Annotated in this window: 18 protein-coding genes; 11 read left to right on the top strand and 7 right to left on the bottom strand. The window is 37.7% G+C overall.

Going from position 1 to position 22,504, the window contains the following annotated elements:
- Positions 1 to 51: 51 nt before the first annotated feature.
- From LPAF129_RS03555 to LPAF129_RS03520, 8 genes are all read left to right on the top strand, one after another.
- The gene (locus LPAF129_RS03555) at positions 52 to 1,092 is read left to right on the top strand and encodes a glycosyltransferase (RefSeq protein WP_244054789.1); all 1,041 of its coding nucleotides are present in this window, start codon (positions 52 to 54) and stop codon (positions 1,090 to 1,092) included.
- Between the two features lie 238 nt (positions 1,093 to 1,330).
- Positions 1,331 to 2,446 (top strand): UDP-galactopyranose mutase, encoded by a 1,116-nt coding sequence (gene glf / locus LPAF129_RS03550; RefSeq protein WP_244054788.1) that lies wholly within the window; start codon positions 1,331 to 1,333, stop codon positions 2,444 to 2,446.
- A 4-nt stretch (positions 2,447 to 2,450) separates the two neighbouring features.
- Positions 2,451 to 3,866, top strand: a complete 1,416-nt coding sequence (locus tag LPAF129_RS03545; RefSeq protein WP_244054787.1) for a flippase — start codon at positions 2,451 to 2,453, stop codon at positions 3,864 to 3,866.
- 24 nt (positions 3,867 to 3,890) lie between these two features.
- Positions 3,891 to 5,111 carry a hypothetical protein gene (locus LPAF129_RS03540; protein ID WP_244054786.1) on the top strand — a complete coding sequence of 407 codons (1,221 nt, stop codon included), beginning with the start codon at positions 3,891 to 3,893 and terminating at the stop codon, positions 5,109 to 5,111.
- A gap of 23 nt (positions 5,112 to 5,134) precedes the next feature.
- On the top strand, positions 5,135 to 6,142 hold the full coding sequence (locus tag LPAF129_RS03535; protein ID WP_244054785.1) for a glycosyltransferase family 2 protein: 1,008 nt from the start codon (positions 5,135 to 5,137) through the stop codon (positions 6,140 to 6,142).
- A gap of 24 nt (positions 6,143 to 6,166) precedes the next feature.
- On the top strand, positions 6,167 to 6,562 hold the full coding sequence (gene tagD, locus LPAF129_RS03530) for a glycerol-3-phosphate cytidylyltransferase (protein WP_244054784.1): 396 nt from the start codon (positions 6,167 to 6,169) through the stop codon (positions 6,560 to 6,562).
- An 85-nt stretch (positions 6,563 to 6,647) separates the two neighbouring features.
- Positions 6,648 to 7,853, top strand: coding sequence for a hypothetical protein (locus LPAF129_RS03525; protein WP_244054783.1), 1,206 nt, complete (start codon positions 6,648 to 6,650; stop codon positions 7,851 to 7,853).
- A 260-nt stretch (positions 7,854 to 8,113) separates the two neighbouring features.
- Positions 8,114 to 10,057, top strand: a complete 1,944-nt coding sequence (locus tag LPAF129_RS03520) for an LTA synthase family protein (RefSeq protein ID WP_244054782.1) — start codon at positions 8,114 to 8,116, stop codon at positions 10,055 to 10,057.
- 232 nt (positions 10,058 to 10,289) lie between these two features.
- Here LPAF129_RS03520 and LPAF129_RS03515 read toward each other — a convergent pair whose 3' ends face one another.
- Both LPAF129_RS03515 and fakB read right to left on the bottom strand, forming a co-directional pair.
- Positions 10,290 to 12,143, bottom strand: a complete 1,854-nt coding sequence (locus LPAF129_RS03515; RefSeq protein WP_244054781.1) for a heavy metal translocating P-type ATPase — start codon at positions 12,141 to 12,143, stop codon at positions 10,290 to 10,292.
- Between the two features lie 246 nt (positions 12,144 to 12,389).
- Positions 12,390 to 13,256, bottom strand: coding sequence for a DegV family protein (gene fakB, locus LPAF129_RS03510; protein WP_244054780.1), 867 nt, complete (start codon positions 13,254 to 13,256; stop codon positions 12,390 to 12,392).
- A gap of 214 nt (positions 13,257 to 13,470) precedes the next feature.
- Between fakB and rfbB the strand changes: the two genes are divergently transcribed.
- The 3 genes from rfbB (at position 13,471) to LPAF129_RS03495 (ending at position 16,285) form a co-directional block, all read left to right on the top strand.
- Positions 13,471 to 14,448, top strand: coding sequence for a dTDP-glucose 4,6-dehydratase (gene rfbB / locus LPAF129_RS03505; RefSeq protein WP_244054779.1), 978 nt, complete (start codon positions 13,471 to 13,473; stop codon positions 14,446 to 14,448).
- A gap of 131 nt (positions 14,449 to 14,579) precedes the next feature.
- The gene (locus tag LPAF129_RS03500; RefSeq protein ID WP_244054778.1) at positions 14,580 to 15,767 is read left to right on the top strand and encodes an SAP domain-containing protein; all 1,188 of its coding nucleotides are present in this window, start codon (positions 14,580 to 14,582) and stop codon (positions 15,765 to 15,767) included.
- Between the two features lie 242 nt (positions 15,768 to 16,009).
- Positions 16,010 to 16,285, top strand: coding sequence for a hypothetical protein (locus LPAF129_RS03495; RefSeq protein ID WP_244054777.1), 276 nt, complete (start codon positions 16,010 to 16,012; stop codon positions 16,283 to 16,285).
- 413 nt (positions 16,286 to 16,698) lie between these two features.
- Here LPAF129_RS03495 and LPAF129_RS03490 read toward each other — a convergent pair whose 3' ends face one another.
- From LPAF129_RS03490 to LPAF129_RS03470, 5 genes are all read right to left on the bottom strand, one after another.
- Positions 16,699 to 16,806 carry a putative holin-like toxin gene (locus LPAF129_RS03490; RefSeq protein WP_244054776.1) on the bottom strand — a complete coding sequence of 36 codons (108 nt, stop codon included), beginning with the start codon at positions 16,804 to 16,806 and terminating at the stop codon, positions 16,699 to 16,701.
- A 319-nt stretch (positions 16,807 to 17,125) separates the two neighbouring features.
- Positions 17,126 to 18,025, bottom strand: coding sequence for an ROK family protein (locus tag LPAF129_RS03485; RefSeq protein ID WP_244054775.1), 900 nt, complete (start codon positions 18,023 to 18,025; stop codon positions 17,126 to 17,128).
- Between the two features lie 105 nt (positions 18,026 to 18,130).
- Positions 18,131 to 19,567: a 6-phospho-beta-glucosidase gene (locus LPAF129_RS03480; protein WP_244054774.1), complete on the bottom strand. Its 1,437-nt coding sequence runs from the start codon at positions 19,565 to 19,567 to the stop codon at positions 18,131 to 18,133.
- A 574-nt stretch (positions 19,568 to 20,141) separates the two neighbouring features.
- On the bottom strand, positions 20,142 to 21,464 hold the full coding sequence (locus tag LPAF129_RS03475; RefSeq protein ID WP_244054773.1) for a PTS sugar transporter subunit IIC: 1,323 nt from the start codon (positions 21,462 to 21,464) through the stop codon (positions 20,142 to 20,144).
- 172 nt (positions 21,465 to 21,636) lie between these two features.
- Entirely contained in the window at positions 21,637 to 22,386 is a 750-nt protein-coding gene (locus LPAF129_RS03470) for a MurR/RpiR family transcriptional regulator (RefSeq protein ID WP_244054772.1), read from the bottom strand.
- Positions 22,387 to 22,504 lie beyond the last annotated feature (118 nt).

Raw genomic sequence — 22,504 nt, 5'->3', positions numbered from 1 at the left:
TGCTTTTTAAAATCATTGTCTAGTTTCGCTTTAGTGTACATTTAGAATTAATTGACAGAAAGTGATGATATTATGACAAAAGTGATTTTATCTTCGATTATCTCAAAAGATAATAAAGATGCTGGTCCAAAAGCAAAAAATGATATTGAAGAATTTTTGACAGAAAAAGGCTATGAAAAAATTAATTTAGAAATTTCTCGTAACAAGCTAGCCAAACTAATGTTTTCTTTCTATGGAATTAACAAGTTATTTAAGGGAAAAGACTATGAGGAGATTGTATTTCAGTATCCAATTTATTCTATTTTCTTAACCCAAAGATTTATTAAAGCAATTAGAAAGTATACAAAGGCCAAGTTAATCTTTGTAATTCATGATGTTGAGGCAATTAGAGGATACCTTGATGATCAGAAGTTTTATAAAAATGAACTGGATATTTTTAATAGTACAGATGGGTTAATTGTACATAATGAAAAAATGCAAAAGTGGTTACTGGATAATGGTGTTAAAGTGCCCATGGTACAATTAGGAATCTTTGACTATATTAATCCTAACCCAATTGTAAAAAGTACTAAATTTGATAGATCACTATGCTTTGCGGGAAATTTAATTCACGAAAAAGCTGGTTTTATGGATAAACTAACTTGGAAGCATACTAAGTTAGATGCGTTCGGGCCTAACCCATCGGAGAAATATCCGCAATGTGTTAATTATCAGGGGGTTTATCCTTCAGAAGAATTACCTGCTCATATGAATGAAAATTTTGGCCTAATTTGGGATGGACAATCGGTTGATGCCTGTACCGGAACTTATGGCGAGTATTCGAAGTATAATGCACCACACAAAACTTCTTTATATTTAAGTTCTGGTATGCCAGTCATAGTTTGGGAGCAAGCGGCTGTTGCTGGCTTTGTCGAAAAATTTCAGGTTGGAATCACGGTTAACAGCTTAACAGAGCTTGATAATATTTTGGCAGATATGACAGATGATGATTATGCTAAGCTTAAAAGCAACGCTGAAAAGATTTCAAAAAAAGTTCGTTCTGGTAATTTTATCTATCAGGCAATGCAAGAAATGGAAAGTATTTTGGGTTAACAGTCACTTAGATTAAATTTTAAAAAAATTTAATCTAGGTGATTGTTTAAAAAATATAGTGCAATAAAACACGAAATAGCTAACTTTTTTGTTTTTTCCACAGAAAAGTACCAGAAGGTAAATAAGCTTATAAATAGCGTTAAAGACTGAACTCGACTATTTATAGCTTATTTTATGCTATAATCTAACAAGTATAGACAGCTTTTTCGCTGTTTTAATAGTAGGAGGAATAGTTTAGATGACAAAATATTTAGTAGTAGGTGCCGGTTTGTTTGGTGCCACATTTGCCTATGAAGCAGCAAAAAGAGGTAATGAAGTTAAAGTAATTGAAAAAAGAGACCATGTAGCGGGAAATATCTACACTGAAGAAATTGATGGGATTCAAGTTCATAAGTTTGGTGCGCACATTTTCCATACTAATAAAAAAGAAATCTGGGACTATGTTCACCAATTTGCAGATTTTAACCGCTATACTAATAGTCCAGTTGCGAACTATCATGGTGAAATTTATAACATGCCGTTTAACATGAATACCTTTAATAAGATGTGGGGTGTAATCACGCCTGCCGAAGCCCAAGCTAAAATTGAAGAACAGCGTGCAGTTTTAAAGGGTAAAAAGCCTGAAAATTTAGAGGAACAAGGTATTTCTTTAGTGGGAACTGATTTATATCAGAAATTGGTTAAAGGTTATACTGAAAAGCAATGGGGTAAGAAGGCAGAAGATTTACCTGCTTTTATTATTCGTCGAATTCCAGTTCGTTTTACGTATGATAACAACTACTTTAATGATCCTTATCAAGGAATTCCAATTGGTGGGTATACGCAAATTGTTGAAAAAATGCTTGCTAGTGATTTAATTACCGTTGAAACAGGCACTGATTTCTTTGATCACAAAGATGAGTATTTACAAAATTATGATCGAGTTTTGTTCACTGGGATGATTGATGAGTTCTTTGATTATAAGCTAGGAGAGCTAGAATATCGCTCTTTGAAGTTTGAAACTCAAGAATTAGATGTTAATAATTATCAAGGAAATGCAGTCGTCAACTACACTGACGCTGAAACACCCTATACTAGAATCATTGAGCACAAACACTTTGAATTTGGTAAAGGAGATAAAAATAAAACGATTATTACTCGTGAATATCCGAAGACATGGAAACGCGGTGACGAACCTTATTATCCAGTTAACGATCGTAAGAATGATTCTTTGTATAAGAAGTATAGGGAACTAGCTGAAAATGAGGGTGGAAATGTAATTTTTGGTGGTCGCTTAGGAATGTATCGCTATTACAACATGGATCAGGTAATTATGGCCTCCTTAGTGGCTGTTAGAAAAGAATTCGAGGGATAAGACCGTGAAGGTTATTCGAAACTATTTGTATAATGCGGGTTATCAGATTTTAGCGATGATTTTGCCACTAATTACCGCACCGTATGTTAGTCGGGTTTTAACTCCGCATGGTTATGGGTTGAATTCATTTACCAACTCAATTGTTTTTTATTTTGTATTATTTGGTAGTTTAGGTACACAGTTATATGGAAATCGTGAAATTGCTTATCAACGGAATGACCGTGAGAAAATGGCACGTTCCTTTTGGGAAATCCAAATTATAAAAACAGTTGGTATCCTTGTTGCATTAGGATTATATTTTGTTTTTCTAGGGTTTTATCGAGATAATCGTGTATTAATGATTTTTCAATCGATTAATATTATTGCTGCTGCATTTGACATATCTTGGTTTTTTATGGGAATTGAGGATTTTAAGCGGACAGTCGTTCGAAACACGCTAGTCAAAGTTGTTTCGTTGATTCTAATTTTCGTATTTATCAAAAATCCGTCAGATTTACCATTATATATCTTAATATTAGGCCTTTCAGTCTTAGTTGGAAATTTTACGTTGTGGGCCCCTCTAAAAAGGATTTTGGTTAAAGTTAGTTATAAAGACCTGCACCCATTACGACATGTTCGTCCAACAATTGCATTGTTCATCCCAACAGTGGCAATACAAATATATGTTGTTTTGAACAAAACGATGTTAGGTTTTTTGGCTGGAACGGATGCATCAGGGTTTTATATGTCGGCGGATAACTTAGTAAAAGTAGTCTTAGCAATTGTGACGGCAACTGGAACTGTGATGTTACCACATGTGGCAAATGCATTTGCTAGTGGAAAAGACAAAGAGGTTAATAACTATTTATACTCCTCGTTTGATTTTGTATCATTTATTGCAGTTCCGATGGCCTTTGGGTTAGCTGGGATTGGTCGCCATTTTGGACCATATTTTTATGGCCGTGGATATGCTCCTGTAGGCTTGGCTATTATGATTGAAGCAATTGTAATTGTTTTGATTGGTTGGAGTAATGCCGTTGGACAGCAGTTCTTGCTACCAACGAAGCAAGTTAAGCCGTATACCCGTTCTGTTCTACTTGGGGCAATTGTTAACATTGTTATTAACATCCCATTAGTTTCTACCTGGGGACTATATGGTGCAATGTTGGCAACAGTGCTTTCTGAGGCAACCGTAACAGGTTATCAGTTATGGTATATTAAAGACACTGTTGAGTTAAAAAAATTATTCGTTAATTTTCCAAAATATTTGATTGCTGGAATATTGATGTTTATTCCGGTTTATCTGCTAAATGTTAAGTTGTGGACTAGTGTTTCTTCCTTGATCTTAGAAGTATTACTTGGTATTGTGATATATTTTGTTGTGATTTGGGTATTGAAGCCAACAATTTTACAAACTGCAAAAAAATTCTTGAAAAAATGAAAAAGTACGGGGGAAGGCTAGTTTATGGATTACCAAATAGTAAACGAAAAGCTTTTATTTATACGAAAAAAATGGCAGTTTATCGGTGAAAATTTTTATTTATTAGCCTTAATCGTATATATATTATCGCAATTTCTACCAGGAACTATGTTCCCTAGTTTATTACCAAGTGACTTATTGTATAGAATTACCCAAGTATCTGGATTTTTGGTGATTCTAAAAATGGGACTCTTTGATTTTGAGATCAAAGATGGTAAATGGAAAAACTGGTTAATTTATATCTTATTAGGATTAATTTTGTGGAAAAGCTGTGCAGATGCTTATCAATACAATCTATACTATTATTACCTGTTTGTTCTGGGTGCACAAAATATTGACTATAAGAAACTTCTAAAAATTTTTTTAATTACCATGTCATTATTAGTTGTCGTGACTATTATTGCTGCTAAGTTGCATATTATTCCGGGTTTAACCATGGGGAGATTTGGAACACCGACAATTCGATATGCTTTGGGAATGATTTACCCTTCAGATTTAGCGGCACGCGCATTTTATCTAATGTTAGCGTACTGTGTTTTTAAACGTTTTAGTTTTAATGTTGCAGAATATGTAGGTTGTTTTGCTTGGACACTATTTATCTACTTTATAACTGATACTAAACTGGACTTGATCCTGATGTTGTTAGTGATTTTGGCAGTAATGATTTATCCTTATTTAATAACCGTATTTGAGTTTCTTGGAGCGAAAATAGTTGTTGCAGGTACCCTATTTGTTACAGGTGTGTCTGTCTTAATGGCTTATTTCTATAATTCTGCAAATCCTATTTTTAATCTCCTAGATCGAATTTTGTCAGGTAGATTAAAGTATGGTCATGCGGCTTTTGAAAAATATAATGTTACTGTTTATGGTCAGTTTATTCGTCAAAATGGTAATGGTGGGATCCATAGCCCAATTTTAGACTATTTTTTTATTGACTCATCGTATGTTAAACATTTAATGATGAATGGTTTAATTGCCTTTACGGTGATAATGGTAATAATTTGTGTTTTGATTTTGAGAAACATGCAAGTGAAAGCGTATAGTTTGGTTTTATACACTCTATTCATGGTGATTAGTTCAATCATTGATCAACATATGTTGGAAATTTCATTTAATTTTGTTTTTATTGCTCTTTTAGCAGACACAAGTTATTTTGTTAACAATTTACCAAGAAAATCTAAGTTAAATGGTGAAGAAATAAAATAGATATTTAGAGAGGAAATTAAAAATTGAATCCTTTATTATCAATAGTTCTGCCTCTTTTTAACAGTGAGGAATATATTGAACGGACGATTAATAGTGTCGCTAGTTCAATTGAAAATCAGGAAGACACTGTAGAGGTTTTGTTAGTGGACGACGGATCAACTGATAGTACCGTTGAAATCGTCAAAAACGTTATAGCACTTAAACCTTGCTTTCGGTTATTATTAACAGAACATAGTGGTGTTAGTGGTACGCGGAATCGTGGATTATCTGAGGCAAAAGGAGAATATATAACTTTCTTTGACAGTGATGATCTGTTCAAGAATGGATATGTTAAATTGTTAAAGCAGGTACTTGATTCTAACGATAAACCAGATTTGATCATCACGGATATTAATCAAGATAAACTTGAAAAAGTATTACTTGAGAGTGATTCTGATAGGATGCCATTGTTAGAGTCATTAGTAGATATTGGCAAAGTGCGGTGTTCGTCAGGTATTCACAGTAAATTTTACAAAAAACAATTTCTTGTTGATCATAAGATTCAGTTTAATGATAATCTAGTTATGGCGGAAGACCTTCTTTTTAACTTTGATGTTGTTAAAAAAGCAAAGAATGTTTTGCTAACTCAATTTGATTTTTATTACCAACTTGAAAATCATACAATGCACAAATTTAGGGAATACAATCTCCAAAATGAAAAACTTTTTAATCAATTATTGGAGGAGTATTTTAAAGACTATCAGATTTCTGGAAAATTGAAGCCGTTAATTAAATTACGGCTAACAGGTTATATGTTCTTGTTAAATTGGTATTTTGCTGATTTACTGGCGACTAATAAGCTTAGCCTGAATGATTGTAGCGAGCAAATCAAACAAATTGCAGAGTCTGGTCATTATATTGAAGCTTTTAAAGATGATGAATTTGATGGTATTATTGGTCGGAAGCATGCAATTTTTAGAAAACTTTTGTTGCGTGGACATTATAAGCTGGTTTTAGTATTAAATTCGTGGCTTTGGAAAGTAAAACATTAGAAAATGATATAGGAGGAATTTATTATGAAAAGAGTAATTACTTACGGAACTTTTGATTTATTGCATTATGGTCATATTAATTTGTTAAAACGGGCTAAGGCGTTGGGCGATTATTTAGTAGTTGCAATCTCAACTGATGAATTTAATTGGGAAAAAAAACAGAAGAAAACTTATTTTACATATGAGCAGCGGAAACAGCTAGTTGAAGCGATTCGTTATGTTGACTTAGTTATTCCTGAAGAGAATTGGGAACAAAAACGTAGTGATGTTCATAAATATGATATTGATACTTTTGCTATTGGCGACGACTGGAAAGGAAAATTCGACTTTCTGAAAGAAGAAGGGGTCGACGTTGAGTATTTAGCACGGACACCAGAAATAAGTACTACACAAATCAAGAAGGATTTGAATAAAAAATAATTAAATGTAGGTGATGAGAAAGTATTATGTTCATCACCTTTTGTTGTAATTAATGCCTTTTTATTGAGTAAGGGCGGTGGAATGTATGGTAAATTTTCAGCCAAACAATGATACTTTGTATCGTTCACGTAGGTTAAAAGAATGGTCAAAAAAATTTTATTTTTTTGCATTAGTCTTGTTTTTGAGCGCACTTTTTTTTAAATCGACGTTATTTATTCCGGAATGGTTTAGTTATAGTATAGTGTATAAGGTAATTCAGTTTGCGACAGTCTTAGTATTGTTTAGAATTTTTGTTTTAGAACAATCTACGATTTATGTTAAAGGATTGATTTTTGCTTTTGCAGGTGCGTTATTTGCTTTAGGATATGCATCTAAAAACTATGATATTTTTTATTATAGTTTGTTTATCATTGGTGCGAATAATATCAACTATCAAAAGATCTTAAAAGTCTTTTTGCAAACTAATGGTGTCCTTATTTTAATGACAATTCTTGCAGCAGGTTTTAGAGTAATTCCTAATCAACTTCAAGGAAGAATTGGACACCCGGAAATTATTCGCTATTCAATGGGCTTTTTGACCCCAACGGATTTTGGTGCGCGGATTTTTTATTTCATCTTGGCATATTTTGTATATAAAGAGTTTAAGTTGCGTTGGCAAACATATTGTTGTGTACTGGCTTGTACTGCTCTTTTGTTCTATATAACCAATGCCAGGTTAGACACCTTACTGATAATTTTTCTAACTTTAGTTGCATATTTCTATCCAACAATAAAAAAAGTGTGCTTACACGTCGATTATTTAGGATACTTTGGATTGGGGATTTTGTATATTGGAATTAATCTTGCAATAGCATATTTCTATTCACCTAGTAATCGTGTTTTAACAGCGATAGATCGGTTACTCTCTGGTCGGTTGCGTTACGGATATCAAGCTTTACATGAACATGGGATTAGTATTTTTGGACAATTTATACAGGAACATGGTAATGGTAGTCTGGGTCAGGAGGCAAAAACTTTTAAGTATTTTTACGTAGATTCCTCCTTTATACGACTAATAGTGATGCAAGGAATAGTTGTTTTTATTATGTATTTACTGGTATTGATGATCTTGTTTCGTAAGTTTACTGAACAAGAATTATTTTTTATGGTTGTTTACATTTTGTTAGTTTTATTGAGTTCAGCAATTGATCAACATTTATTAGATGCTTCGTATAATGTTGTTTTGCTCGCGTTGTTTGCGGATTTTAAACGGAAAAATTTAGGGCTTCAGGGGGGAGTAAAAAGTACTTAAACTTTAAACTATTTGATGCATAGCTGCTACGTATTGTTGGTTGTTGCATACTTTTCTAGATGTGTAACAGAGACTTAAAGGGAGATTTAAAAATCAAGTAAGTTCTCCTAAAATACACTGAATACTTCAAAAATAAATTCTTCACGATCAATAATTTTTTTGTTAAGAAGATTATAAAGTATTAAAAATGTCCTTGAGGTTTGGTATGTTATTTGGTTTACTGGATTCTAAGGTGAAATTTTTACGAAGGAATGAATTAATTGGAAAAGAAACAGCATGCAGAATTTTTAAAAAAAATTAATTGGCGGCTTAAAGGAAAAAATACACTAATTATCCTAAGAACAATTGGTTTAATGTTATTTGAATCTATGGTTATTGTTGCAGTTACTCAAGCATTACAATTAAATAATGTTGACGCCGGATTAATTTGGGCAATCGGACATAAACGAATTTTTGTCATTGTATCGCTCGGGTTAACTCTGCTTGGAATCGCATTGTGCGCTTTTATTGGTCGATTTTGGACCGCAAACACAATATTAGTTATTTTTGGAACTGCATTCGCTTTTATAAATCAACAGAAACATGTTGCTCGTAGTGAACCATTACTTCCAAGTGATTTGATTTTTATCAAAGAGCCGCGTGAAATGTTGAAAATGGCTAACCAGAACATATTGTTAAAAATTATAGCTGGTATTGTAGTTTTAATTTTACTAACAATTTTATTCGAAAGGTTTTTTCCGGTTAAATGGCAAAATTCAAGACTTTTTTTGGCAATAAGGGTTCTCATTGTTGGTATAACTGTGATTGGCTTCTCAGGTCTTAATAAGATTAATATTGAAAACTCTGCCATGAATAATCTTAGTAATTGGATGGGAAATGACATTTATTTCTGGGATTCAAACTCTGCTGCTAATAAAAATGGGCCATGGTTGAATTTTATAAACTTTCTAGGTAGTAAGACGATGGAGAAGCCCTCTAACTATTCTAAGCAGACTATGCGAAAGATTGCTAATAAGTATACAAGCGAGGCTAAACAAATTAATCAAACCCGTAAAAACAAGGATATAAATCAACAGACCTTGATTTATGTTTTAAGTGAAAGCTATTCAGACCCTAAGCGAGTACCTAATATGAAAGTTAATCAAAATCCAGTACCTGAAATCGATGAAATCAAGAAGAATAATACCTCTGGTTTAATGCTAAGTTCTGGGTATGGTGGTGGAACAGCTAATATTGAATATGGGGTTGAAACAAGTTGGAATCTTCAAATGTTTGATTCAAGTATGACTACTCCTTTTACTCAGATTGTAATGAAATCCGACTATAATCCTAGTGTTGTTGATCTTTTCAAGAGAAAAAATGCAATTCATCCATTCTTGGGTACTTTTTATCAAAGAAGAGAAGCTTACCAGAGATTTGGTTTTCAAACTTTTAGAACATTAGATGGTAAAAGTGTCGATGAGAAGTTAAGGTACCGGAAAAATATTCAAAACAGTGACCTAGTTGGAGATGATGAGGCATATAAAGATGTTTTATGGCAACTAAAACGAGAACGAAGAGGCCAATTTATTAGCTTAGCAACCATGCAGAATCATCTTCCATTTACTGACAAGTATGATGAGTACCCATTTGAAGCTAGTGGGCAGGCTGTGGCTAACCCTGAACGTAAAGAACAAGTTAAGCATTATATGCAAGGAATCGCCTTAACTTCTAAATTTACTAAAGAATTTATTGAACAATTAGATCATTATCAGCGACCGATTACGGTTGTTTGGTATGGTGATCATTTACCAGGAATTTATGATGGTAATAATATGAATGAGTACTATGTTCCTCTACATGAGACGGATTATTTTATCTACAGTAATAAATATGCTCGTGAACATGGTGATAGTATTGGAAAACAGACCAGTCATGTTCAAGTAATCAGTCCAAACTTTTTCACTGCTTTGGCATTAAAGCAAATGAATCAAAAAGTTAATCCTTTTTATGCCATGATGACAAAAGTGGTGGAAGATTTACCTGCGCAGTCACGAGGAAATAATGATACTTCGGATGGATTATTGGTCGATGATAAGAACCGACTTGTTCAAGAAAAGGATTTAACTCAGAAACAAAAGATTTTGATGCGTGATTATCGTTTAGTTCAGTACGATAATACAGCAGGAAAAAAATATCTAAAGAAAATGAACTTCATGAAATAATAAGAGAGAGTTCTTTATGATTAATAATGATCATAGAGAACTTTTTTTGCACAAAAAAACTCCGCACCTCATAGGCACGGAGCTAAAAAGGAATGGTACGAACTATATGTCGTAGGGGACAATATATAGTTACAAACTTTACTTACATATAGGGGGAGTAAGTTAATTAGTTTATAGTGTTTACTATACAGCTAAGTTCTAAAGATTTGCTTAACAAATTCACACAATTTTATTAAGATTCCATGGAGAATTCATGATGAGACGACTTCTTCTGATGTTGGTGGTTTTGACTATGCCGTGCACGTAAGGCCCACAGGATCGAAACGGTGTCGACGACTTCTTGTAAGAGCGCGCCAACTAGGGTCGGCAAGACACCAACACTGGCAATGAGCATTAGAGCGGTACAAATGGCAATACCCAGCCAAACTGATTGTTTAGCGACTTTCATAGTGTCTTTGGAGATCTCCACTGCCTGAGCGACGCGGGATAGGTCGTCTTTTAAGATCACCGCAGAGGCTGTTTCACTGGCGGCCGTTGCCCCATGGGCTCCCATAGCGATACCGACATCTGCTTCTGCCAAAGCAGGGGCATCGTTGACCCCGTCACCAATCATAACGACTGGTCGTTGTTCTTGGTCACAGTTTTGCAGCAACTTGATTTTTTCCTCTGGTAATAGTTCAGCGTGGATCTGCGTGATTCCTGCGGCTTTGGCAATTGTAGCGGCCGTTTCTTGTTGATCACCAGTCAACATCATGACTTGAGCCTGATCGCGCTGAGTCAAGGTTTGAATGGTCTTTTTAGCTTCGGATCGAATTTGGTCGGTAAAAGTGATCGACCCGGCATATTGGCCTGCAATACTGATGAAAACTGCCGTTTGGTCAGCATCCTGCACTGTGTCTTGTTCAGTTACAAAGTTACTTTTACCGACTTTAATAAGCTGTCCGTTAACTTCGGCTTGAATCCCTTGAGCAGTGATTTCCTTCACAGCGGTCGTGTTTTCAAGTGATAGACCTTGTTCTTTAGCGTAATTGACCAGTGAACGGCCAAGAATATGGTTAGAGTTATTTTCAACACTGGCGGCTAAGCTGATCAAACGCCCAGTCTCGACTCCTTTTTCAGGATGAACGTGCTCCACACTGAGTGTCCCTTTAGTCAGTGTCCCAGTTTTGTCAAAGGCAAAGGTCCGAGCTGTGGACAGCTTTTCCAGAACATCTCCGGTTTTAACCACGATCCCAGAGCGAGAGGCGCGACTCATTCCGGCCACTAAAGCCACGGGTGCTGCTAAAATCAGCGGACAAGGAGAAGCCACGACAAGCACTTGTGCAAAGCGTACTGGATCCTTAGACAATGCCCAAGCCACCCCTGCGATAACATAAGCGATTAAGGTGAATGGTACGGCATAACGGTCAGCCAAACGGACGAAATGAGCTGGTTTGGCTTCAGACTCGCGTACTAGGGCAATTAAGCGTTGGTACTGACTGTCAGCACTCTTTTTATCCGCTTGGAGCACAACGGCTGTATCACCGTTTAATGAGCCAGACATTACATCGTCGCCAGGGGTCTTTTCAATCGGACGTGATTCACCAGTTAGTGAGGATTCATCAAATAAACCAGTCCCCTGTAATAAATGCCCGTCAGCTGGTACGATTTCATGAGACTTAACTAGCAACCGATCACCGACTTGTAAGTCCTCAACCTTGATATCTGTCGTTTGGTCGGTGTCTTGTTCCAAACGGTGAGCAATCTGCGGTGAATTTTCAAGCAGCGCCTTTAATTCCGAGTTGGCTTTATGCCCGGCATAGTCTTCTAAGGTGTCGCCACCGACTAACATCAATAAAATGATCATGGCAGCCCAGTACTGGCTGACGGCCAAAGTGGCGATGATGGCAGTGATCGCCAACAAGTCAACGCCGTATTTGCCTGAACGCAAAGTTTTGATCATTTCTACTAACATTGACAGGGCTAAGTAAGCACCAGCTAATGTGACTACGCCTTGGGCCCAGAGTGGCTGATGGAAACCAAACTCTAAAACTAAAGCAGTCAACGCTACGACAAAAATTGCGATTAATTTTTGAAAATGCTTCATGATAAATTCCTCCCTTGTCTTTCCACTTATAGACTAACACAATTCCACTAAATGTAAACTAGAAAAATTCTAAATGAGAAACATTTTCAATTATGAAAATAAAAAGCTGATTTAACAACGATTTTAATTGAAAAAATTTTTGAAAAAGATATTTTATTTGAGAAAGCTTTTCAATTAGAAAAAAGGCGACTAAATTTTTGGGCAAAGAAAAACACCCTTTCGTGAAAGTAAAAGAGTGTTAGTCGATTAGAAATTTGGTAATGGCTTTTCTGAAAGTGTAATGACACCGATGGCCTTTAAACCAGTGTGGGTCATGATGATTGGGCTAGTTAATTCAGCAATGTAAGGTACGTTATCCTGGTCGCCAATCAAGAGTTCCTTGACCTTGGTCAACATGGACTCGTCTGCCGCAACATTGGAAAGGGACAGTGCTTGGATCCGATTGTGATTGTCGTCATGAGCTTGTTTCTTTTTGGTGACAAATTTAAGCAAACTCTTGGAACTCCGGCCTTTGGACACAACATCTAATGATGAGTCATGGAGTTCAACGACAACCTTGATATTAGCTAGTTTAGTTAAAAGACCAGTCATCTTGCTGACACGGCCCCCAGCTACTAAGCAGTCAAGGCTATCGATCAAGACATCGATCGAAGTTCTAGAATAAATATCTCGACAATGGTCCACGATTTCTGTCACAGATTTGCCAGCTTGGGCATCTTGTGCAGCTGCGAGGACTTGGAAGGCTTCACCACGATCAGTCGACTTACTGTTAATGACAGTTACGTTTGCTGTAGACATTTCTGCTGCTTTAGTCGCAGAAGCATAAGCACCGCTTAAAACGTCGGATAAGATGATGGCAATGACACTGCTGCCATCTGCACCTAACCGGTCAAAGGCTTCAATGAAGTTTCCCAGAGCTGGTTGGCTAGTTTTAGGGATGAAGCCTTGTTTTAAGGCCTCAACTAATTGAGGACGAGTGATATCGACCTCATCAACATAATTTTTACCGTTAACTTCGACGGATAAGGGAATGACGGTAATGTCATTATCTTTAATTTCATCTGCAGTTAAAAGAACCGACGAATCGGTCACAATTTTAATTGAGTCTGACATATAAAAATCTCCTCGAATAAGAGTTTGAGTAGTAATACTGGATATTGGAATACCTCCTTTAGTATAGCTTAAAAACCGCCAGTCGTAAATTGGAAAACGTTGTCTTTTGGACAAAATGGAGTTTAAATGTAGACGATCAACCCGAGACTACTATTTTTACAAATATCCGCTACAATAGGGGTTAAGAGAATTTAACTGAGGAGGCAGCCTAGAAATGGAATCGTATTTGATCACAGGCGGCGCTGGTTTTATTGGCAGTAATTTTATTCACTACTTATTGGCACAACGGCCCAATTGTCGAATCGTGAACTTAGACCTACTGACCTACGCGGGAAACTTGGCCAATTTGGCAGACATTGCCCAAGATCCGCGTTATCAGTTTGTGCAAGGAAACATCAATAACCAGAACTTGGTGCAACAGCTGCTTCGTCACTATCGAGTTGACTACCTGGTTAATTTTGCCGCGGAAAGCCATGTTGACCGGTCGCTAAAAAACCCAGGAGTCTTTTTACAAACGAATACTCAGGGGACACTAGCTTTATTGGAAAGTGCCCGCCAGGTTGGCATTCAAAAATTTGTACAAATTTCAACGGACGAGGTCTATGGTTCGTTAGAATTAGATAGTTCGGCGAAGTTTACTGAACAAGCAGTTTTAGCGCCTAGTTCACCGTATTCAGCCAGCAAAGCAGCCGCTGAAATGTTTGTGCATTCCTATTATCAGACCTATGGCATGGATGTTAATATTACCCGCAGTTCCAATAATTATGGTCCCTATCAGTATCCAGAAAAGCTGATTCCGCTTTTGCTGACGCATGGTTTGCAAGGACAAGAGCTACCCATCTATGGAACTGGGGAAAATATCCGCGATTGGTTATACGTTGAGGATAATTGCCGGGCAATCGATTTGGTCCTTCATCACGGACAGGCAGGAGAAATTTATAATATTGGCGGACACGCTGAACGTTCTAACAATGAAATTGCCAATTTACTGGTGGATCAATTGAACTTATCCGGCAATCAAATTAGCTATGTTGCTGACCGCTTGGGGCATGATCAACGTTATGCTTTAGATACAAGTAAAATTGAACGTGAACTAGGCTGGCAGCCGCAGTGGAGCTTTGAAGAGGGCTTGAAGCACACAGTTAATTGGTATCTGAAGCATAAAGACTGGTTTTACAGCTTGAGAAAGTAAGATAGAATGTATGGTTAAATCTTCCGCAGGCTTGACAGATGAATTAACTAGGTGATGTTGTTTAATAATATAAACCTTTGTGATATGAAGTAGATTTGTTATAAAAATTTGTTTTAATTGTAATAGTTGAGGTGACTAATAATATGCGAAAATTCATGCCCCCCGAATTAAAATCAAAAGATGGATATACTGTACAAGATATTATTGTATTGAATTTTTTAAGAGATTTTCCAACACAAGTTAAAAACCCTATGAGAAAAATTACTGGAGGATCGCACGAATATGAAATTTCAGTTAACTTTATTTCTTATGAAGAGGTATTGTCAAAACTTCTTGCAAAGGATTTGATACGTGTTAGCAATCCTGATGAAATGATGGAACATCTTACAAATACTGAATTACGTGAAGTTTTAAAAAAGCTAAGTCAAAAAAGTAGTGGTGCTAAGAGTGCTTTAATAGAAAGAATTAAGAATGTTTCTTATGACAAGGAAATTTTAAAATTTGACAACAAAAAATTTTTCGTAGTAACGGAAAAAGGAATGGATATCTTAAAAAAGTATAGAAATGTTGTTTGGATACATAAACACAAAAAATATATTTTTGTACTCTTAATTGACTTTGAGAGTAGTCCACATCTTAAATTTGATGAATATTACTTTATGAATCATTTGAACGAAAATCCTTCCAAAACTATTATTGATTACTATGAATCAAGGGATAGTGGAATCGTAGCGCGTACTTATATGGTTAATAATGATTCAAAAAATGCGTTTTATTATGGGTTAAGGGAACTTGGAAATAATTTTGATGAATATATAAATTCCTTTAAAACTTCGTATTCTTATAATTTTCAGAATTTTCTCAATCACCTTACAATTTACGATGAATGTCTAATTAATCTGTGTAGATCATTGAATTTACAGAAAGATAATTTAGAAAAGATTATTGATTATATATATGAATTTTCAATAAAAAATAAATCATTAGTTTCTAAAAATGATTTTCGCAGGATAATCATATTATTCTTCGAAGATAAAAAGAATAATTATGAAACCCTAAAAGAAGTTTATGATACAGTTTTCGAAAAAATTAGAATAAATTTTCCTCAACCGAAAGATTCAGAGATAATGAATATCGTCCCCACTATAACTGATTCAGAAAAAGAGAAAGAAGTAGAAATAGAAAGTTGCGTTGAATTTTTTAATTTTTATTTAGAATCATATGATTATGACTTTTTTACACAAGTAGTTGATAGATTATCAGAAGATAGTATCGAGATGTTAGAGGAAATTTTTAATCAACACATTTCTAATTTATAGAACAACTTTTTAGTTATCTAGGTCTTTTTTCGGCGTGGAACAGATGCCATTCAAATTTTGCTACTAATTAAATAAAGCAGCAATGGTAACTCAGACAAAAACACTATCAGAGATCATAATTTATCTTGCAAACCCCGAGAAAAGTATATTGCAGAATTTTTTAAACGAAAGGCTTGTTGTGGAACCCGTCCCATAAGTTATAGTAAAGAAAAGCAAGTGATACTGATGAAGGGGTGGGAAAAATGAATGTTTATGTTGAAATAATTTACCAAACACACAAGTTTCATCAACTCGCAAAGGTTAAAATCGATGAGGATAGTTTACACTTGATATTTCCGCGCGCTGCTAAGATTCAGCGACATATAGAAATTCCTTTGGCACAAATCAGCGGTTTTTCTAAAGTGGAATACTTTGGTACGACTCAACTCTGCTTTTACCAGGGGGACCAGGAGTATATTTTATTTGAAACCGGTCGAGGTGCCGTTGAATATTTAGAGGATAAATTAGCAGTTAGGTAGTTAGTGGATCGAGCCTGCCTGATTATTGCGGCAAAATGACTTCCACATCAGGAAATAGCATACTAATGGAAAAAATAACCATCAGCTTCCTAGAGCAGAGATGGTTATTTTTTTGGTATGCTACAACTATTTTGTCAAAACAGAGGAAGTTTTTAATTTGCTGGTCGTACTTTACTAATCTTGGGGGAGCTTTTCAATTTTTGTACCCAACTGTGACGGATTTAGGTACAGAACACTAAAGAGCAAGGGAAATTTGAAAAATATGAGTAGCTGAAGCTTTTATCCATTAGTTAGCCATGTTATAATGTGGGTAGAAAAAAGGAAGCCATGCGCGAACATGACTTCCTTGTAGAGCCGCGTAAGGCGGTAGCAGTTAGTGGAAAATAACCATCAGCTTGCCACAGCTAAGACGGTTATTTTTTTTTGCTAATTAATTTAATTAGCTCAACAACTAACCCGAGCAAAACAACGATCAAGGTCTCAGTCGCTAACATTAGTTGTAAGGTCTCAAAAACTGACACCTTGTTGGCTACTCCTTTCGTATGGAATGTGCGTGTTGCTGTTATAGTTGTTACACCATAAGCAACCACCTCCTACTAAAAGAACTAGCTACCGCCCTAACTTCTCTACCTAAAATATTATACGCTTAAAGCGCTTACTTGTCTTGGACATTTTATCTAAATTAACTGAAGAAATTAACATTGAGTATTACTGGGAGTTAGGCAGTCAAGCATCAAATGATTTGCCCAATATTCTTAACTATCAAGAAACTCCGTTAGAATCAAAGAATCTCTCTAACTGTGAATGTAGTATTCACAGTTAGAGAGATTCTTTTGCATCTTATTCTTCTTGCATTCGCCGATAAACGGCACCAATCATCCCGGCATCATTGCCAAGTTGGGCAGGGACGATGTCAGGTAAGGTTAAATCACGGACGCTGCTGTGTTCAGCTTGCAGTTCGGTGTAGGCCTGTTGCAAACCAGTCCGGAAAGCGGGATTGACGCTGATTCCGCCACCCACAATGACTTGAGCTGGGTCAAAACAAACCACTAAGTTTAAAATTCCTTGTGCCAAACGGCGGAAGTAGGTTGCTAGAACGTGTTGAGCAATCAGCTCGCCATCAGCGGCTCTGGTAAAGATTTCCCGGGCATCAGTTAGATTAGTCTGGGCTTTCAAGTTGTAGACCCGTAAGAGTCCAATCACGGTTGCACCCTGGAAGTTTAGACTGCCGTCTTCCAGTTCGTCGTGCTGTTCGTCCAGCAGCATCCAGCCAAATTCACCTGAGCGGGCATGAGCACCACGGTAAATCTGGTCGTTGATAACTAGAGCACCACCCACGCCAGTCCCTAAAACGAGACTTAAATAATTATGGACACCTTGGGCTGCTCCTAACCACTGTTCAGCGATGGCCGCAGCGTTGGCGTCGTTTTCGATAGTAGTTGCCACGCCGGTTCGTTCCTCTAACTCATTCTGCAAATTGACTCCGGTCAGACATTTAACCGCGCCAGCAGTGGTCAACATACCGTTCGCTTCAACTACGCCCGGCATTGAGACACCCACACCCGCCAATTCATGACCGCTATCTTGGAAGTCAGTGACAATTTGTGCCAAATTAGTTAAGACTTCCTCTTGTTTTGTTGCAGTTGGCAAACTAGCCTGACTTAAAATTTCACCAGTGGCACTCACCAGACCATACTTGATCGAAGTCCCGCCAATATCAATCCCAACATAATTTTTCAAGTTAACTCCACTCCTTTATCATAGCTAGCAAAACGGCAGATTGCTGCTTTAAAAGTGCACGCGAGCCAGTCTGCCGTAAATTTATTATTAGGCGCACACTACTGGCTAAAGTTCAGCTCCGTTAGTGGCAATTACATTTTTGAACCAGTAAAACGAATCCTTACGGTAGCGGTTAAGCGAGCCATTTCCATGGTCATCTTCATCGACATAGATCATGCCATAACGTTTGGACATTTCACCTGTTCCGGCTGACACGAGGTCAATACAGCCCCACGGCGTATAACCCATCAAATCAACACCATCATCCAAGACAGCTTTCTTCATTTGCGTAATGTGGTCGTGCATGTATTTAATCCGGTAATCGTCATGGACTTTATGGTCTTCAGTTAATTGATCGACCGCACCTAGACCATTTTCAACGACAAACAATGGCAAATGATAGCGGTCAGTGAACCAATTTAACGCATAGCGTAAACCAACAGGGTCAATTTGCCAGCCCCATTCACTGGCTTTGACGTATGGGTTTTCCACGAGGTCGTATTCTTCGTTAAAGTCTTCGTGTCCAGCATACTTAGTTGTGAAGGACATATAGTAACTAAAGCCGATATAATCGACTGTGCCCACCTGGAGCGCTGCCAAATCAGCCGTGGTGATGTCCATGTCAAAGTGCTTTTTCTCAAAGAACTTCAACAGCCATTCTGGATAAAAACCGTTCGCGTGCACGTCTGAGAACCAGTAGCGTGTTTGCATCGCACGTTGGGTAAATAAAATATCCTCAGGCTTGGAAGTCAGTGGGTAAATTGGGCACATCGCAATCATACTACCGATTTGTAAGTCAGGGTCAATATCATGACCAAGTGTGACTGCTTGGGCTGACGCAACCAATTCGTAATGAGCAGCTTGGTACATTAATTTTTCACGGTTTTCACCTGCAGTCGGGATAATGCCCGAGTTGGTGTAAAGATGACCCGCAGTTTCAAAGTTAGTCTGGTTGTTGATTTCATTGAAAGTCATCCAGTACTTTACTTTGTGATGGTAGCGTTTGAAGCAGACTTCAGCTAGCCGTAAGAAAAATTCAATCATCCGTCGGTCACGCCAGCCACCATATTCTTGCACCAGGTGGAGCGGAATTTCGAAGTGAGAAAGAGTGACAACGGGTTCGATGCCATATTTCAAACATTCGTCAAATAAGTCATCGTAAAACTTTAAACCAGCTTCATTGGGTTCAGTTTCATCGCCATTTGGGAAGATTCGAGACCAAGCAATCGAAGTCCGGAAACACTTAAAGCCCATTTCCGCCAAAAGCTTGATGTCTTCTGGATAATGATGATAAAAGTCGATCGCCTGATGGTTCGGGTAATAGTACTTGTCATCTTCAATCGTGCTGGTAATTTTCCGTGGTTGGTCTTTACTACCAAGGGTAAAGAGGTCGGCGATACTTAAACCTTTACCACCTTCCTGGTAAGCACCTTCTAATTGGTGTGCTGCGACTGCTCCGCCCCATAAAAAATTGGGGGGGAATTCTCTAATATCTTCTGCCATTTTTGTTTCCTCCTGGTGTTAGTGTTTTTTTGCGGGTGATGTCAAATGTGTCAGTGGGGGGAGTAGTTAGAAATTCTAACTGCTGGATGCCACCGTGATTAATTTGTAAGTTCTTAGTAATTTATTTCTTCCTGTTTATCCAAACTTAACCTCTAATGCCGGTTGCATTAAAGGCTAGGGTTTGGAAGTGTTAGGCTAGATCAATTGTTACTAGTCCAGTTCCACAAGCCAGAAGATTTCGCTTAACCTACTTCCCGCCAAAATGCTTAAACCGCATTATGGCAGAAAGCTTGTTAATGCTCGTCTTCTAACCGGCTTGTTTCACCTTGTGTTATTAGTCCGGTTCCGTGAAACAGAAAGTTCCGCTTATCTAAACCCAGGAACTAATGCCAAAAACGCATTAGTTCCTAGGTTCTGATAGTGCTCGCTTTCTAAGCGTTTCACTCCACCCTGTTATTAGTCGAGCTCCACAAAACAGGACTTTCCGCTTATCCAAGACTAACCTTCAATGCCAAGAACGCATTGAAGGTTAGTCTCCGATAGTGCTCGAGTCCTCCCGCTTTGCTCCACTCTGTTATTCTTCTAGTTGTCCTTCTCTTTCTGCGACCTTATTAGCTGCTAAGACAAATGGCATGTATGTGAAGACCGAAATTGTTAAGCAGACAAAGCCAATAATTAATGCGAGCCAGTTACCACCGGTTCCCAAGAATGGCATCAGTGGCCCAGGGGTCGTCCACGTCATTCCTAGCGCTGGCGTTGGAATCCACTTCAAAATATTGGTGACCAAGTAGCCAACCCAGATATTGATGACTGGTGTCAGGACAAATGGAATTGCCAAAATTGGGTTCAAGACGATGGGGAGACCAAACATCAAAGGTTCGTTAATGTTAAATAAACCTGGAACGATCGCTAATTTGGCCACCGCACGGTAGTCTTTTCGTTTTGATACGATGAAAATCGCAATGATCAAACCAAGTGTCATCCCACTACCGCCCATGTTAGCGAAGGTATCATTCATATTACCCCAAGTTGCAGGATATGGAATGTCCCAGATACTGCCATGGTTGTTGATAAATTGTTGGTTACCGAGGTCAGCTTCAGTAAAGATCACTGAGCGTAGGGCGTTTAAAGTATTCGGCCCATGGATCCCGACTAACCAGAGTAGGTTTTGGACGATGGCCAAGAGAGTCACACTCCAAATGTTGACCCCAATGTTACGGAGTGGAGTTTGAATCGTGTCGTAAATGATTTGGTTAATACCTTGTGGAGCTATCAGAGAGATCAAGTGATTTATAATCGCAGTTACCATGATCACGATGATAATTGGAATCAAACCATTAAATGATCGTGAAACTGCAGGCGGCACCATTTCTGGCATCTTGATCTGGATTTTTTTGATGGCGAACAGTTTGGGCAAGAATTCCCCAACTAACATCCCGATAAACATAGCCACGAATAAACCCTGAGCTCCTAAGAAAGTTTTTGGCAAATAGTTGATACCGTCTTTGACGATGGCTGGGGTGTACATGATCATGAAGACCGCGATCGAGGTCATCCCGGTTAACATCTGGTCCGCTTTGAAATGGCGGGCTAATTCTGCGGCAACCATATAGGCGATGAAAATCGACAAAATATCCATGGTCCCGTTAGTGACAGAGTTTAACCAGCCCTGCATATCTTCCAAATGAGGGAAAATCTTGTTTAAGAATAAGATTTTCGCTAAAAAACCATCCTTAGAAAATAGCAAACTGTTGATCAAAATTACTAGTGACGCTGACATTGTGATGGGGAAAGAATACATGAAAGCATCCCGAACTGCGGCAATATGACGTTGTTCATTCAATTTAGCGGCGGCGGGCACAATGTGTTTTTCCATAAAGGCATTGTACGAATCCATTTTGGACATGTAAAATCACTCCTAAAAATTTAAAATAATTTCTAATACACCTCCATCATAATAAAGCGCTTTCTAAGAAACAAGGGCTAGCCCACCGGTTGAAGTAGTGTTCCTAAACTTAGTTGAATTTTCCCGACTTGGAACACTATGTACCAAATGAGCGTAAAAAAGTTTAAATCAAGTGGTCACCAGCTTGGACAGCTAAGCGACGAGCCGTCGAAATCAGCTGTTCGGTTAAATAGAGCGCTGGAACTTGGGTCGTTAAATCATAGTACTTAGCGATCCGCTGTTGTGGCACGGAATAACCCAGAACGTAGCGAGACATCAACGCGACTTGACTGCTAGGTTCAGCGGTGATCGCCACGAGAGTCACATCTTCATTGTTAATGAAGTTATTGAGTAATTCGAGTAACTCGATTGTTTTCCCAGAGACTGAGAGTGCAATTAGGAGATTATCACTAGTGTTTTTAAGCTGGTTGACGAGTGGGTAAAAGGGATCCTTCACGCAAATGGCGTTGAACCCCACTGCGGCAGCTTGGCGTGCGGCGTATTCTGCCAGCGCACCAGACGAGCCCATTGCACAAAAAATCACTTGATCTGCTTGTTGCATTCGGTCCGCCACAAGTTCGATCTTTTCATAAATGTCAGTCGGAAAGTTTTGGTCGGTGACGAAGTTGATCTGGTGGTTAGTTGGGTGGGCTTGTTGTTGTTCAGCCCGAAAAGAAACTTTAAATTCTGGAAAACTATCGTAACCTAACTTATGAATGAAGCGCATGACAGATGAATTGGAGACATGTGCTTCACGGGCAATGTCACGCACGCGTAAATAGGGAACTTTGTCAACGTTCGCGGTAAAAAAACGGTAAATATTCAGGTCGACTTCTGACAAGCGGTCGAAGTCTTTGAAGCCAAAAAAAGCCATGAAAGAACCTCCTCGTATTATTAAAATTAAACATTATCTTTTAAATCAAGTTTTAGTGATTATTATTACTTTCTTTGTTGGACACTACATGATAACCTCTAATTGTCATTGGCTTTGG

Source organism: Ligilactobacillus pabuli, from assembly GCF_022836475.1.
In the GTDB taxonomy this organism is placed as follows: Bacteria; Bacillota; Bacilli; order Lactobacillales; family Lactobacillaceae; genus Ligilactobacillus; species Ligilactobacillus pabuli.
The sequence above is the reverse complement of the archived record's forward strand: the minus strand, read 5'-3'. Positions and strand labels throughout refer to the sequence as shown.

Excerpts from the sequence above, each read along its gene's own strand:
- rfbB (WP_244054779.1), top strand. The coding sequence starts at position 13,471 with ATGGAATCGTATTTGATCACAGGCGGCGCTGGTTTTATTGGCAGTAAT.
- LPAF129_RS03525 (WP_244054783.1), top strand. The coding sequence starts at position 6,648 with ATGGTAAATTTTCAGCCAAACAATGATACTTTGTATCGTTCACGTAGG.
- LPAF129_RS03515 (WP_244054781.1), bottom strand. The coding sequence starts at position 12,143 with ATGAAGCATTTTCAAAAATTAATCGCAATTTTTGTCGTAGCGTTGACT.
- LPAF129_RS03475 (WP_244054773.1), bottom strand. The coding sequence starts at position 21,464 with ATGGATTCGTACAATGCCTTTATGGAAAAACACATTGTGCCCGCCGCC.
- LPAF129_RS03495 (WP_244054777.1), top strand. The coding sequence starts at position 16,010 with ATGAATGTTTATGTTGAAATAATTTACCAAACACACAAGTTTCATCAA.
- fakB (WP_244054780.1), bottom strand. The coding sequence starts at position 13,256 with ATGTCAGACTCAATTAAAATTGTGACCGATTCGTCGGTTCTTTTAACT.
- LPAF129_RS03540 (WP_244054786.1), top strand. The coding sequence starts at position 3,891 with ATGGATTACCAAATAGTAAACGAAAAGCTTTTATTTATACGAAAAAAA.
- tagD (WP_244054784.1), top strand. The coding sequence starts at position 6,167 with ATGAAAAGAGTAATTACTTACGGAACTTTTGATTTATTGCATTATGGT.
- LPAF129_RS03480 (WP_244054774.1), bottom strand. The coding sequence starts at position 19,567 with ATGGCAGAAGATATTAGAGAATTCCCCCCCAATTTTTTATGGGGCGGA.
- LPAF129_RS03470 (WP_244054772.1), bottom strand. The coding sequence starts at position 22,386 with ATGGCTTTTTTTGGCTTCAAAGACTTCGACCGCTTGTCAGAAGTCGAC.
- glf (WP_244054788.1), top strand. The coding sequence starts at position 1,331 with ATGACAAAATATTTAGTAGTAGGTGCCGGTTTGTTTGGTGCCACATTT.